We start from the raw sequence: 14322 nt of genomic DNA, 5'->3' as shown, positions 1-14322 counted from the left end.
CTTCTCCAATGGGCTAAAACGCTTCCACGCCATCGCCGAGGGCTTCGCTCTTGCAAATCCAAACTAATCCCCGCCAAATCAGATGTGTGCGCACGCTAGCCCCTTGTGGGAGAAGGTGTCGCCGAAGGCGACGGATGAGGGGTGCTCCAGCTTGGCATCGCCTCATTTCTTCCAACACCCCTCAACCGTCTCGGCGCTAGCGCGCCGATCCACCTTCTCCCACAGGGGGAGAAGGGGACGCGCTCCTATCGCCGAGTCTGAAAATCCGCGGTGCGGCGCATGGCCGGCGCCCGGACGTGCACATGCGTCTTGACGCAAGCCCAAACTGCGCCGCACAATCGCTCGCAGCAGGCGAAGGGAGGCCAGTCGCCTGCGGGAGGATATACCCATGACGGAAGCGATCAGGCTCTACTGGGGCCGGTTCGGACATGTTTCTGTCCTGAACGTCGCCAGCGACTTCGTCACCCATGCCCATGTCGAGGCGCATATCATCATCTGGCTGGAAGGCACCGCCGGCGAGATGACCATCGGCCGCGAGACGGTACGGCTTGGACCGGGCACCGCCGCCGGCATCAATTCCTTCCAGCCGCACAGCCACGCTCTGTCCCGCGACGGCACGCCCGGCCTGTTCCTCGCCTTTTACATCGATCCGGACTGGGCACGAAAACGCCGCGAGCTGCCTTCCGCCGCGCCGCTGTTCTCTGCCCCGGCAATCACGCTCGAGCCTTGGCTGCACAAGGCAGCGGCCAACCTTCTCGACCATCTCAGCGACAATGAGAGCATCGACGACATCGCCAATTACGAGATCGAGCGCTTCATCGACAGCGTGCTCGATGCCGCCGACGCCTCCGCACCGCAGACGGTGCGCACCCGCATCAACACCATGCAAGACTTCCGCGTCCGCAAGGCGATCCAGCTGATGAAAGCCAATGTCTGCGAGCGCATCTGCTTCGACGACGTGGCGCGCAGCGTCGGCCTGTCGCGGCCGCATTTCTTCGCCCTGTTCAAGGAACAGACCAATCTGACGCCCAACGTCTATTGGAACACGCTGCGCATGGAGGAAGCGGTGCGGCAGTTACAGTGGTCGCAGGAGCCGCTGATCTCGGTCGCCTGCAATCTCGGCTTCACCACGCAAGGCAATTTCTCGCGCTTCTTCCGCGACCATGTCGGCGTCCCGCCGACGCTTTACCGCGAGGCGGCGCGGGCGATCAGCTGAGCGCCCGTTTTTTCAGACTATTTGATAGGCGTTCAAGACGCATTGATAAGCGCTGCCGAGCCTGCCGCTCTACCCTCCCAAGCAGCTGATTTGCAAGGGAACGATCATATGGCGAAAGTCACCATCTCCAGCGTCATCGACGCACCGGTCGAAAAGGTCTGGGCGCGCATACGCGACTTCAACGGCCTGCCGACCTGGCACCCGCGCATGGTCGAAAGCCATATCGAAGACGGCAAGGATGCCGGCACGATCGGCTGCGTGCGCAATTTCCAGCTCGCCAGCGGCGCCCGCCTCCGCGAAAAGCTGCTCGATTTCTCCGACGAGAACTTCCTCGTCAGCTACGCCATCCTGGAGACGCCGCAGCCGCTCACCAATCACAAGTCGACGCTGCAGTTGCGGCGGGTGACGGACGGCGACCGCACCTATGCCGAATGGACCGCCAGCTTCGACGCCGCTCCCGAGGAAGCCGATAAATTGGCCGAAGGCATGGGCGCCAATGTTTTCCAGGGCGGGTTCAACGCCCTGAAGGCCCATTTTGCCGGCCAAAGCCAGGCGTAAAGGGAGCGTTCCATGACGCTTGCATTGCAGACTTTCCCGACGGTGAAGGACGCCGGCGCGGCGCTGAAAGCCGCCGGCACCCGCTATCTCGGTGGCGGCACGCTGGTCGTGCGCGCCGTCAATGAAGGCGACGTGTCGATCTCCGGTTTCGTCAGGTCGACCGACCCGGCGTTGTCGGCCATCAGCGTCTCCGGCGGCACGGTCCGCATCGGCGCGTCGGTGACCATGGCGGCGATCGCCCGCCATCCGGATCTCGCCCCGCTGGCCCACGCCGCGCGCGCCGTCGGCGGCCCGGCGATCCGCAACATGGCGAGCGTCGGCGGCAATCTCTTCGCGCCAGCGCCTTACGGCGATTTCACCGTTGCACTGCTGGCCTTGGACGCAACCGTCAACACCGGCGACGGCGAACTGCCGATCGAAACCTTCCTGGCGAAACGCGAAAGCAACCACGCCATCGTCACTGCGGTCGGCTTCACGCTTCCGAAGGAAGGCGGCTTTCGCTTCCTGAAAGTGTCGAGGGTCAAGCCAAAGGGCATTTCGGTGCTGAGCATCGCGACCGTGCTGGAGCACGCACCGGACGGCACTGTGTCGTCCGCGCGGATCGCGCTCGGCTGCATGGCCGACCGGCCGATCCGTGCCAGGGCGGCGGAGAAGGCCCTGATTGGCCGGGAACTCACGAGCGAGGGCATCGCACCGGCACTGGCTGTTGCCCGCGACGGCACTTCGCCGCGAACCGATCCGATCGCCAGTGCCTGGTATCGCAACGAAGTCCTGCCGGTCCATCTCGGCCGGCTGCTGCTCGCCTGAAAGACCGTGGCGCGTATGTCCGCCTGGCTGCGGCGCAAGGAGTAAAAAGATGGCAAAGGTCCCGGTTCAGTTCACGCTCAATGGTGCCGAAAAGGCCGAATTCATCGACAGCGGCACAACGCTGCTTCATGCGCTGCGCGACAAGATCGGCGACACCTCGCCAAAAGGCGGCTGCCACCAGGGCACTTGCGGCGCGTGCTCGGTCATCATCGATGGCGAGCTCAGGCTCTCCTGCCTGACGCTGGCCGAGACCTGCAACGGTGCGGCCATTACCACGACCACGGGGCTGGCGGAAGGCGGCGTGCTGCATCCGCTGCAACGCGCTTTCCTCGATGCTTTCGCGACCCAATGCGGTTTCTGCACGCCGGGCATGATCATGGCCGCCAAGGTGCTGCTCGACCAAACCCCGAACCCCAGCCGCGAGGACGTGGTCGAGGCGTTGTCGGGCAATATCTGCCGCTGCACCGGCTACGAACCGATCATCCAGGCGGTGCTGAGCGCTGCGCGCTCCAATTCGCAGAACGCGGCTTGAGGGAGTCAAAAAGATGGAACTCCGCAAGAACTACTTCGCCGACCAGCGCAAGGACGATCTGCACGAGATCGGCCAGCCGCGGCCGCGTTCGGATTCGCCCGGCCATGTCACCGGCAAGACCGCCTATTTCGCCGACCGCAATTTTGCCGGCATGCTGCACCTGAAGATGGTGCGCAGCCCGCATCATCACGCCCGCATCCGCAGCATCGATACGTCGGAGGCCGAGAGGCATCCGGGCGTGGTGAGAATCCTGACCGCCAAGGATGTGCCGCACAATGTCTACACCATCCTGATCCTGATCCAGATCGGGCCGGAGGACGAGACGGTGCTGGCCGACGGCAAGGTGCGCTGGAAGGGCGAGGCAGTTGTGGCGGTGCTGGCCGAGACCGAGCGCGCCGCCCAGGAAGCCGCCGCCAAGGTCAAGGTCGACTACGAAGTGCTGCCGGCCGTCTTCGACATGGAGGAAGCGCTGAAGCCCGGCGCGCCGATCGTCAATGAGTACCATGGCCGGAACTACTATCTCTACGATAGCGGCGAATGCCGCAAGGTGCGCTTCGGCGATGTCGAAGTCGGCTTCGCCGAGGCCGACCACGTGCTCGAACAGACCTACCAGTCTTCACCGATCGAGCATGCGCCGACCGAGACGACCGGCTGCATCGTCGCACCCGAGGGTAACGACCGCTTCACCTGCTACACCAACACGCAGGCGATGTTCTTCACCCTCGATAACGCCTCGATCATCCTGCAGATGCCTGGCAACAAGCTGCATTTCGTCGGCGGCACTGTCGGCGGCGGCTTTGGCGGCAAGGTCGACGTCATCGTCGAGCCGATCGCCATCCTTGGCGCCAAAATAACAGGACGACCGGTCTGTTTTATCTACAGCCGCGAGGAAGAGATGCAGATTTCCTCGCCGCGCGCCGCCGAGAAAGTCATCATCAAGGACGGCGTCATGAACGACGGCCGCATCGTCGCGCGTAAAGTCACGGGCTACACCGATGCCGGCGCCTATTCGCGCCATTCGCCCTACGGCGCGCAGAAGGGCGCCGGCCATTATCCCGGCCCCTATACGATCCCGAACGTCTGGATCGACACCTACTGCGTCTACACCAACCGCACCCCGTCCTCGGCGATGCGCGGCTTCGGCGTCACCATCGGCGATTTCGCGCTGGAGGTACAGATGGACAAGCTCGCCCGGCTGATCGGCATGGACCCGCTCGAATTCCGTTTCATCAACGCCTATCGCGATGGCGACATGAAAGCACATCGGCAGCCGACCGAGGGTGCTGCGCTGATCGAGTGCATGCAGGAAGCCTCGCGCGCCAACTGGCCCGTGGCAGAAAAATTCATGGCGATGTCGTCCTACGCGAAGGGAGCTTGAGATGGCGATCAGGCGCGGACGCGGCGTCGCCGCGATCAACTACCCGACCGGCATGAATCTCGGCGGCGACCCGACCCAGGCGCTGGTGCATTCGACGCCGACCGGCAATTTCATGGTCACGCTGTCGAGCGTCGATCTCGGCCAGGGCATGAAGCAGATCATGGCGCAGATCTGCGCCGAGACGATCGGCGTGCCGACCGACCGTGTCGTCGTAGACACCGCCGACACCGATACCGGTCCGCACTGCATGGGCACCTTCGCCTCGCGCGGCACGCATCGCGCCGGCAACGCCGTCATCCAGGCGGCCAGGGAAGCCCGCCAGGTGATGCTGGAAGTGGCGGCCGAGGAGCTTGAAGTCAATGCGTCCGACCTCGAGACCGATGGCCAGGGCAACATCCTGGTCAAGGGCGCGCCGCAGAAATCGATCTCGATCTTCGATGTCGCGCTGTCGGCGCATTTCAAGCGCGGTCGTTCGATTTCCGGCCGAGGCATGTTTTTGATCCCGCGCTCCTATCCCGAAAAGGAAACCGGCGCGATGAAGCCGTCGACCTGCTACGCGCACGCCTGCACGGTTGCCGAGGTCGAAGTCGACGACGAGACCGGCGAGGTCACCGTGCTGACGGTGAAGAACGTGTTCGAGATCGGTCGCGCGCTGAACCCGAAAATGGTCGAGCAGCAACTCGTCGGCGGCTCGTGGATGGGCATCAGCCATGCGCTCTACGAGACGACCGAACCCTATTACCCCGACCGCGATCACGGCGGCACCGACTTCAACCAATATCTGATGCCGGGTCCTGGCGATCTCGCGCAAACCGAGATCATCGTGCTGGAGAGGCCCTCGGCCGACGGGCCGTACGGCGCCAAGGGGCCGGGCGAAATGTGCGCCAACCCGCAGATCCCGGCGGTCGCCAATGCCGTCTTCGACGCCGTCGGCGTGCGCATCGACACGCTGCCGATCACGCCGGAGCGCATCCTGCGGGCGCTGAAGGCGCAAGCATCGAACTGAGTGTTGGAAATGCCCAAGAGAAGTGCCGAGACAGTCGCGACATCGCCGGAGGCGGTGGCGTCGCGGCTCGCCGCCTCGCGCTATCTCGCCGATGAAAGCCTGGCCACCGCAATCTTCCTGGCGATCAGGCTGGGTAAGCCGCTGCTGCTCGAAGGCGCGCCCGGCGTCGGCAAGACCGAAGCGGCGAAGGCGATAGCCGAACTGCTCGGGCGTGAGCTGGTGCGACTGCAATGCTATGAGGGCATCGACGCCGCGCATGCGCTCTACGAATGGAACTACCAGCGCCAGTTGCTCGCCATCCGCCATGCCGGCGAGCATGAGATCGACATCTACGACGACCGCTTCCTAATCGCGCGGCCGCTGCTGCAGGTGCTGAAGGCGCCGGAAAAGCGCGTGCTGCTGGTCGACGAGATCGACCGTTCCGACCATGAATTCGAAGCGCTGCTGCTGGAATTCCTGTCCGATTTCCAAATCAGTATTCCCGAGCGCGGCACCATTCGCGCGACGGCGCAGTCGATCGTCATCCTGACCTCGAACCGCACCCGAGAACTGGCCGAAGCGCTGCGGCGGCGCTGCGTCTACCACTGGATCACCTATCCCGACGCCGGGCGCGAGGCCGAGATCATCATGCTGCGCGCCGGCGATGTCGCCGAGGCCACAGCGCGCGCGGTGGCTGCCGCCGTGCGCGATATTCGCGCGCGTCCGCTGGCGAAGCCGCCCGGCATCGCCGAGGCGGTCGAATGGGCCAATGCCGCGACCATCCTCGAAAAGGGCGGCAGCCCGTGGCCGGAAGCGTTTCGCCGCGCCATTGGCGTGCTGATCAAGGACGAGGAGGATCTATCCTGCATCGCGCCGGAGCTCGGCAAGATTGTCGAGGAGGCGCTGGCGTGAGCCGGGAAGTCGGCAATCCCCTCCTCCCGTCCATTCCGCAACGTTGGCGGGACAGCACCCCCCTCTGTCCTGCCCTCTTTGCCACCACTTGGCATCTCCCCCTCAAGGGGGGAGATCAGATGTCATCCCGGCTTTCGCTAAACTCCAACATTGCAGGGCTGAGCGGAGCGTCGAAGCTGCCAATCTCCCCCTTTGAGGGGGAGATGTCCGGTAGGACAGAGGGGGGCGCGAAGGAATGATGCGGGGAGAAAGCTTGCCCTGCGCCGCAGCACCCTTCCTCGGCTTCGGCCGGCTGCTGCGCCGCTACGGCTTCCCGGTAGCGCCCGAGCAGGTCTCCGGCTTCATGCAGGCCGTAACCCTGCTCGGGCCGCGCTCGATGGCCGACATCCACGAGGCGGCCCTTGCCACGCTGGCGCCGCCGCCCGACCGCCGCGACGAATTCGAGGCGCATTTCCGGAGCCATTTCTATGGGGACGCCGCGGCGCTGGTCGAAGGCGAGGCCGACGAGGAAACCCGCATCAAGGACGATGGTGCAACGGGCGAAGAAGAAATCGAGGTGGTCCGCCAGGAGGAAGGCGGCGAACTGTCTTCGGCCAGCGAACAGTTGAGCGTCCGCGAGTTCCATCGCGATAGCGACGGGCTTGCCGCCTTCCGCCGCAAGCTCGCCACCGCGTTGCCCGCCCGCCGCTCCTTCCGCACCGTGCGCACGAATGCCCGCGGCAAGCTCGACCTGCGCCGCTCGCTGCGCGAAATCGTCAGTGCCGACGGCGATATCCCCTCGCCGCTGCTGCGCCGGCGGCAGACAGTGCCGCGCAAGCTTCTCATGCTGATCGACGTGTCGGGCTCGATGAAGCTCTACACATCGGACTATCTCAAGCTGGCACACGCGGCGGTGCAAGGCGCCGACCGGGCGGAGGTCTTCACTTTCGGCACACGGCTGACCCGTATCACCTCGGCGCTGCGCATTCGCGACCGCAATCAGGCGCTGGCCCACGCCGCTGCCCAGGTCGACGACTGGGACGGCGGCACCCGTATGGGACCGACGCTGCTCGCGTTTCTATCGGTGCCGCGCTTCTCCGCCTTTGCACGCGGGGCGGCAATCGTCATCCTGTCCGATGCGCTGGAGCGCGGCGATCATGCCGAGCTGGAGACCGCGATGCGCCGGCTGAGCGCCCGCGCCTTTCGGCTTTCGCTGGCGACGCCACTGGCCGGCGATCCGCGCTTCCGGCCGGCCACGGCAGCACTTAGCGCCATCCTGCCGGTGCTCGACGATCTGGTCGACGGCTCGTCGATCGCCGGTCTCGCCGATTTCATCCTGTCGCTCGCCCGCCCAGCTCCGGCGGCCGCGGCAATCTGGACGAGGGTTTCATGATGCAGAAGGCGATCGACGCGCATTTCCACATCTGGCGCCGAGAGGACCAACCCTGGCTGCGCGGGCCGATGGTGCCGCGCATCTTTGGCCCCTACGAGCCGATCCGCCGCGATTATCCGATCGAGGAATTCCTCGCCGACCAGCAAGGTTCGGGCGTCGAGAAGGCGGTCTATGTCCAGACCAACTGGGCGAAGGAGGATTTCGAGAACGAGGTGGCGTTCCTGCAGAAGACCGCGGAAGAAACCGGCTGGCCGCACGCCATCGTCGGCTATGCCGACATGACGGTGGACGACGTGCGTCACCAGATCGACCGGCTGAAAAAATATCCGCTGCTGCGCGGCGTGCGCATGCAGCTGCACTGGCACGGAACGCCGGCCTTCCGCTTCGCCGCCTCGGCCGATCAGGTCATCGACCCGAAGGTGCGGGCCAATGTCGCGCGGCTCAAGGATTACGGCCTGTCCTTCGACCTGCAGCTTTTCCCCGCCCAGATGAGAGACGGGTTGACGCTGGTCGGCGACAATCCGGAGACCAATTTCATTCTCACCCACGCCGGCATGCTGACCGACATGGAGCCGGAGACCACCGAGGCCTGGAAGTCCGGCCTGCGCACGCTGTCAGCGGCGCCCAACCTCTATGCAAAGCTGTCCGGCCTCGGCACCTTCGTCCACCGCAACGACCCGGCGCTGATCGGCTATATCGTCGACAACGCCATCGACATTCTCGGCAGCGACCACCTGATGTTCGGCTCGAACTTCCCGATCGAGAAACTGTGGACCAGCCATGCCGAGCTGATCAAGGCGCACCGCGAGGCGGTGGGCAAGCACGGCACGGCGGCAGAGGCTGATATTTTCTGGAACACGGCGGAGCGGGTCTACCGGCCGGTGTGAGGCGCGCACGCCTCCCCTTCTCCCCCTGTGGGAGAAGGTGGATCGGCGCGAAGCGCCGAGACGGATGAGGGGTGTTGGAAGGAACGCGACGGAGGAAATGTAAAGCAATTTAAGCACTTACGTCTCCAAGGCAGCGATCCGTCCAGCACCCCTCATCCGACCGAGCTTCGCTCGGCCACCTTCTCCCACAAGCGGAGAAGGGAAGGCGCCGCGCCTCACCTCACCGCACCTCGAACTCCGGATCGACCGGGATCTGCAGCGCTGTCACCATCTGGTTGGTTTGCCCGGCCAGCCCGATGATCGACACCAACTCGCCATGCTGCGCGTCGGTCATGCCTTTGGCCCGCGCTGCGGCGGTGTGCGAGTGGACGCAATAGGAGCAGCCATTGGCGGTCGAGACGGCGATGTAGATCATCTCCTTGGTAAGCGGATCGATGGCGCTGTCAGCGACCATCACCGCCTTGAGCTGCTCCCACACCCGCCTCAGCGAGACCGGATCATTGGCCAGCCCGCGCCAGAAATTGTTGACGAAATCGGATTTGCGCGTCGCACGGATGTCGTCGAATACCGCCTTCACGGCGGGAATCGCCTGGACCTCGGCATCGGTCAGAAGTCTTGTGGTGGCCATGGCAGGCTCCTTTCGTTTGAATCATTATGCGAGGTCGTTGAATCAGGTCTGGAGAAAAAGCGGCTAACCTGCCCGGGTGATTCAGTTTTGCAGGCCGGCCCAGAACCCTGGAATGCACAGCCCCTCACCTTCGTCATCCCTGGGCGAAGCAGGAGCGAAGCTCCGTTGCGGAGACCCTGGGATCCATGCCGTGACCTCCGCCGATGGGTGCAGCGGAGCAGGATGCTGCACCGCAGCAGCGCTCTGATGTAGCGGCATGGATCCTGGGGTCTGCGCCGCGTCGCTTCGCTCCTTGCTTCGCCCCGGGATGACGAAACGACGGGCGACTCGGCCAATTGTCGAAGTTCGCATCGCCCTAATGCACCGCTGCGTACATGATCTTCTCCTCCGTGGCCTCCGCAGGCGAGAACTCCTCGACGATGCGGCCCTGCCGGCAGACCAGGATGCGGTCGGACAGGTTCATAATCTCCGGCAGGTAGGACGAGATGACGACGACTGCGAGGCCTTCATCGGCCAGCCGGTTGATGATCTGGTGGATCTCGGCGATCGCACCGACATCGACGCCGCGCGTCGGCTCGTCGAAGATGACGATGCTCGGCTTTTGCACCAGCCCCTTGCCGATCACCACCTTCTGCTGGTTGCCGCCGGAAAGCTCGACCACGCGCGCATTGTCGTTGATCGCCTTGACGTTCAGCGTCTTGGTCCATTCGGCCGACAGCGCCCGCATCTCCTGCGCATTGATCACCCAGCCCTTTTCCCGCCCTGCCGCCAAAAAGCCGCCGAACAGGTTCTCGGCGACGTCCATCGTCTCGAATATCCCCTCGCTCTTGCGGTCTTCGGTGACATAGACGATACCGTCCGCCACCGCCTCGCTCGGCACGAGATAGCGCACCGGCCGGTCGTCCAGTTCGATGGTGCCGCCGCGCAGGAAGTCGCGCTTGTAGATGCCGGAGACGATCTTGAACGTCTCGGTGCGGCCTGAGCCGATCAGCCCGAAGACGCCGGTGATCTGGCCCTCGAAGATCGAGAAGGAATTGTTGCGCACGACGTTGCTCATCGAGATGTCCTGCACCGACAGCACCTTCTTGCCGGGCTTGCGCAGCTTGGTCTCGTCGCGCTGGCTGTAGAGCTGCCCCGACAGCGTCCGCCCGACCATCGCCGCGACGATCCTGTCGCGATCGAAAGCGGCGGTGTCGTCGGTGATCACCAGCTCGCCGTCGCGCAGGATGGTGATGCGGTCGGCGATATCAAGCGCCTCTTCGAGCGCATGGCTGATGAAGACGATCGATACGCCCCTTGCCTTGAGCCGGCGGATCAGCGCGAAGAAGTGCCGCTTTTCCTCTGGCGTCAGCGTCGCCGTCGGCTCGTCGAAGATGATGATCTCGGCATTGTGGTGGACGGCGCGTGCAATTTCGACCATCTGCCGCTTGGCGGCGCCCAGCGTCGCCACCATGGCATTGGGGTCGACAGGAAAATTCAGCGACTGCAGGAACTGCTGCGCCGAGATGTAGGTGCCGCGCAGCCGGTTGAGAAAGCTCTCGGTGCCGAGATAGAGGTTCTGCGCCACGGTCATCGACGGCACCAGGCTGGTCTCCTGGAACACCATGGCGATGCCGGCTTGAAGCGCCGCATGCGGCGAGGCGTAGGCGATCTCCTGGCCCTTGTGGAACATCTTTCCCGATGTCGCGTCGACAACGCCGGCGATGATCTTGGTCAGCGTCGATTTTCCCGCACCGTTCTCGCCGAGCAGCGCGTGGATCTCACCCTTGCGCAGCCCGAAGCTGACATTCCTCACCGCGGGCACGCCCCGGTAAGTCTTGGTCACGTTCTCCAGGCGGACGATCGGTTCCATCAGCGATGCCCTCCTGAAGCCAGATCGATGGCCAGCAGACAATCGCCGCCTTTCGAGGCAATGAACAGGCGACCGTCTTTCTCCGCCACGCTGCAGATGCCGTGGCGCGTGCCGTTGGCGCGGCTGTGCAGGCTGTACTGCGGCCGCATGTCCCGATCGAGCCTGACCACCAGCCCGTAGGAGCGGCTCGGCGACCATGGCTTGTGGATGCCCATGGTGCGGATGCCGCCGCATTGCAGCGGCTCGAGGAAGCTGCGGTTGGAGGCGAGCGCCGGCGCGATCCAGTGTTGCGGCGGCACTTGCGCGAGCATGTCGTTTCGGTAGTGCGTTTCCTGCAGTACGAATTCGATCAGCCGGTTGCGCGGCGCAAACAGCGCCAGCCAGGCGCCACCGTCGGCGGCAGGCGACAGCCGTGCGGGATAGCCGGGGAGATGCGCCAGCACCGTCGAGCGGCTGCCCGTCGCGCCATCGAAGCGGACAACTTGATGGCGCCAGCTCTCGCTGACCAGCACATCCTTGCCGGCAGGATGCAGCCCATAGGGAAAGGCGATGTCACCGGCGAGCTTGCGGAATTCGCTGCCTGCCGGATCGCGTTTCCACAGCGAACCCGACGCACCCTTCTTCATCAGATCGGCGGCCCATTGCGACGGCGCGTGGTCGGCCGAGCCATTGGCCAGCCAAAGCGTGCCATTTTCCGCATAAGCGAGTGCTGTTATGCAGCGGATCTCGGCCGGCAGGGCGGCCTCCTTGCCTGCAATCAGCAGCCTGCCGCTTTCGAGCCCGACCGTCAGTTCGCCGGCGGGCGAGCGCGCGAGCGCTGTGACCGCGGCCGGAAATGTCTCGACCAGAACAGGCGCGCCACCGGCGGCGAGCGCGTAGACGGCATTGGCACTGGAAACCAGCAGCCGGCCGTCGGCGGCCAGCAGATTGTCGGGCTCGGTCAGATCGGCAAAAGCCGGCGCATCGTCCAGCAGCGTGTTCGGCCTGAAGGCACCGTCGAGCGGCGGGATGGTCACCGCCTTGCCGCGGAAGATGTCGAGGATCGGATCCAGCATCATGCCTTCGCCCCCCAGTAAGAAGCGGGGCTGGTCCAGTTCGGGTCGGCGCCGGCAATCCGGTAGCGGCCGATCCGGTTGTTGAGGATGCCGCCCACGAACAGAAAACCCTTGTGCTCGCGCATCGAAGTCACCATCGGATGCGCGGCGCCCGACAGGTCGCCCATCGCCTCGACGATGCCGCCCTTCTCGTTGAATTTCACCACACCGCCGGTGTTGATGTTGGGGAACAGCCATTCGTCCTGCGGCAGCCGGCGCGTCATGCGCTTGCGCATGTCGGGATGGCGCAGCGACAGGTCGAAGCTCGGCGTGCGCATGCCGAGCCAGGCCATCCAGTAATTGCCGTCGGAGGCACGGTTGATGTTGTCGGGGTAGCCCGGCATGTCGCGGATGACGCATTCGGCGCTGCCTGCCTTCGGCCCTTCCAGCCAGTAGCGGTGCACGCGGCAGGCCCAGCTTTCGGCGAAGAACAGCGACTTGCCGTCATGCGCCATGCAGACGCCGTTGGTATAGCGGTAGCCGTCGAGTAGCGTTTTCGTCGAGCCGTCCCTCGGGTCATAGACAAGCAGCCGCCCCGTGGCGCGGTTCTCGATCGAGTCGAGCGCCCAGTCATGCGCATCATAGCGCTTGGTGGAATCGGTGAAGTAGATGCGGCCGGCCGGCGCGATGTCGCAATCATTGGGATCGCGCAGCCGTGCATCGTCGACGATCGAGGTCCAGGAGCGCGACGTTTCCGCCGAAAGCCGCTTCACCTCGCGCTGCGGCGAGACCGAATAAAGGCCCATGGCGCCGACGCAGCTGATCAGATTGCCTGTTTTGTCGAAGGCCAGGCCGAGCGGAAAGCCGCCAATATGGGCAAAGACCTCCGAGCGTTTGTAGTCCGGCGCGAAGAAGCGGACGATCTCGCCATGCCTGGTGCCGCAATAGAGATGGTCGTCGCGGTCGAGGATGACGTCTTCCGGCCCTTCCAGCTCGCCGAGCCCGATATGGTCGGCCTCCGACAATCGGTTGTCGAGTTCGTAAGGGGTGCCCGAGCCCGGTGCAGCCGACTGCGTTGCCCCCATCTTCAGGTAGACCGGTGCGACATAGACCTCGTCCAGAACCTTGTGGCGGTTCTTCAGCCAGCGAATGTCGATGGTGACGGCGACGGCCAGCATGATGCCCAGTACCATCTGGTTGGTGCCGGTGCCATAGCCCAGCCGGATCAGCCCGTTGGTCATCGTCAGCACGATGATCGCGCCCATCAGCCCCTTGATCACCGAACCGCGACCGCCGCCCAGGCTGACGCCGCCGACGACTGCTGCTGTCAGTGCCATGACCTCGAGGTTGAGGCCTGTGCCCGGCCCTGCCCCGCTCAGCCGGCAGGCGATGAGGAAGCCGCCGAGCGAGGCGCAGAAGCCGGAAAACACATAGGTCATGAATACGGTGCGGCGCACGCGGATGCCGGCATTGTGGGCCGATCGCCGCGACCCGCCCACCGCCTGCACATGCCAGCCGGGCCGCGAGCGCGTCAGCGCGACATGCGTAATAATCGCCAGGATAATCGCCGCCCACACCGCAACCGACAGGCCCCAAAAGGTATCGTCGCCGATGAAGTCCAGCACATCCGATGTGGCATCGGAAAGCTGCACGTCGGCGGCATAGGTGGTGACCAAAATGTCGAACAGCGCCCGCCCGAAGATGAAGGTGACCAGTGTCGTCAGGAAAGCGCGCAGGCGGAAATAGCCGATCAGGTAACCGTTGATCGCGCCGAACAGCAGGCCGGTGGCGATCGAGGCGGCCAGCGCCAGCCACACCGATTGTTCGAGGATGAAGAAGACGAACACGGCGGAAAAGCAGGACAGCGCGAAGATCGAGCCGACCGAAAGGTCGATGCCGCCGCCAAGCATGACCACCGTCATGCCGGTGACGACCAGCGAGAACTCGCCGAGCTGGCGGGTCGATTCCTGCAGCGCCATCGGCTTGAAGAAGCCGGGGATGATCGAACCGAACACACCGAGCGTCGCCACCAGCGCCAGGAACGGAATGGCGTTGTCGGTCCAGCGCTTGCTCAGGATCTCGCCGACGAGGTGGTCGGGCACGAGATTGTAGCGCCAGGATTGAAGGCGTTCGCGAAAGGACATCGGTTGCTGCTGCCACT

General features: G+C 64.6%; 13 protein-coding genes. 9 read left to right on the top strand and 4 right to left on the bottom strand.

Annotation, left to right across the window (positions count from 1 at the left end):
- Positions 1 to 388: 388 nt before the first annotated feature.
- The 9 genes from NKI54_RS06465 to NKI54_RS06425 all read left to right on the top strand — a co-directional run bounded on the left by NKI54_RS06465 (position 389) and on the right by NKI54_RS06425 (position 8647).
- Positions 389 to 1216 (top strand): AraC family transcriptional regulator, encoded by an 828-nt coding sequence (locus NKI54_RS06465; protein ID WP_023675803.1) that lies wholly within the window; start codon positions 389 to 391, stop codon positions 1214 to 1216.
- 108 nt (positions 1217 to 1324) lie between these two features.
- Complete coding sequence (locus NKI54_RS06460) at positions 1325 to 1774, top strand: SRPBCC family protein (protein ID WP_352638162.1); 450 nt, start codon at positions 1325 to 1327, stop codon at positions 1772 to 1774.
- Between the two features lie 12 nt (positions 1775 to 1786).
- Complete coding sequence (locus tag NKI54_RS06455) at positions 1787 to 2581, top strand: FAD binding domain-containing protein (protein ID WP_352638164.1); 795 nt, start codon at positions 1787 to 1789, stop codon at positions 2579 to 2581.
- Positions 2582 to 2630: 49 nt separating this feature from the next.
- The gene (locus NKI54_RS06450) at positions 2631 to 3113 is read left to right on the top strand and encodes a (2Fe-2S)-binding protein (RefSeq protein ID WP_352622417.1); all 483 of its coding nucleotides are present in this window, start codon (positions 2631 to 2633) and stop codon (positions 3111 to 3113) included.
- A 13-nt stretch (positions 3114 to 3126) separates the two neighbouring features.
- Entirely contained in the window at positions 3127 to 4491 is a 1365-nt protein-coding gene (locus NKI54_RS06445) for a xanthine dehydrogenase family protein molybdopterin-binding subunit (protein WP_352638166.1), read from the top strand.
- Between the two features lies 1 nt (position 4492).
- Positions 4493 to 5497 carry a xanthine dehydrogenase family protein molybdopterin-binding subunit gene (locus NKI54_RS06440; RefSeq protein WP_352638168.1) on the top strand — a complete coding sequence of 335 codons (1005 nt, stop codon included), beginning with the start codon at positions 4493 to 4495 and terminating at the stop codon, positions 5495 to 5497.
- 9 nt (positions 5498 to 5506) lie between these two features.
- A complete protein-coding gene (locus NKI54_RS06435) occupies positions 5507 to 6388 on the top strand; it encodes an AAA family ATPase (RefSeq protein WP_352638169.1) in 882 nt (293 codons plus the stop codon).
- A gap of 235 nt (positions 6389 to 6623) precedes the next feature.
- Positions 6624 to 7760, top strand: coding sequence for a vWA domain-containing protein (locus NKI54_RS06430; protein WP_352638170.1), 1137 nt, complete (start codon positions 6624 to 6626; stop codon positions 7758 to 7760).
- Positions 7760 to 8647: an amidohydrolase family protein gene (locus NKI54_RS06425; protein WP_352638182.1), complete on the top strand. Its 888-nt coding sequence runs from the start codon at positions 7760 to 7762 to the stop codon at positions 8645 to 8647. The genes NKI54_RS06430 and NKI54_RS06425 overlap by 1 nt, the downstream gene beginning before the upstream one ends.
- Before the next feature lie 220 nt (positions 8648 to 8867).
- Here the strand turns inward: NKI54_RS06425 and NKI54_RS06420 are convergent, their stop codons facing one another.
- The 4 genes from NKI54_RS06420 to NKI54_RS06405 form a co-directional block, all read right to left on the bottom strand.
- The gene (locus NKI54_RS06420; RefSeq protein ID WP_352638172.1) at positions 8868 to 9275 is read right to left on the bottom strand and encodes a carboxymuconolactone decarboxylase family protein; all 408 of its coding nucleotides are present in this window, start codon (positions 9273 to 9275) and stop codon (positions 8868 to 8870) included.
- A 355-nt stretch (positions 9276 to 9630) separates the two neighbouring features.
- Positions 9631 to 11127 carry a sugar ABC transporter ATP-binding protein gene (locus NKI54_RS06415; RefSeq protein ID WP_352638173.1) on the bottom strand — a complete coding sequence of 499 codons (1497 nt, stop codon included), beginning with the start codon at positions 11125 to 11127 and terminating at the stop codon, positions 9631 to 9633.
- A complete protein-coding gene (locus tag NKI54_RS06410; RefSeq protein ID WP_352690967.1) occupies positions 11127 to 12185 on the bottom strand; it encodes an SMP-30/gluconolactonase/LRE family protein in 1059 nt (352 codons plus the stop codon). Before NKI54_RS06410 ends, NKI54_RS06415 begins: the two co-directional genes overlap by 1 nt.
- Positions 12182 to 14305: an ABC transporter permease gene (locus tag NKI54_RS06405; RefSeq protein ID WP_352638175.1), complete on the bottom strand. Its 2124-nt coding sequence runs from the start codon at positions 14303 to 14305 to the stop codon at positions 12182 to 12184. Before NKI54_RS06405 ends, NKI54_RS06410 begins: the two co-directional genes overlap by 4 nt.
- Positions 14306 to 14322: the final 17 nt, after the last annotated feature.

It is taken from the genome of Mesorhizobium sp. M0663 (assembly GCF_040320585.1).
Taxonomy (GTDB): domain Bacteria; phylum Pseudomonadota; class Alphaproteobacteria; order Rhizobiales; family Rhizobiaceae; genus Mesorhizobium.
The sequence above is the reverse complement of the archived record's forward strand: the minus strand, read 5'-3'. Positions and strand labels throughout refer to the sequence as shown.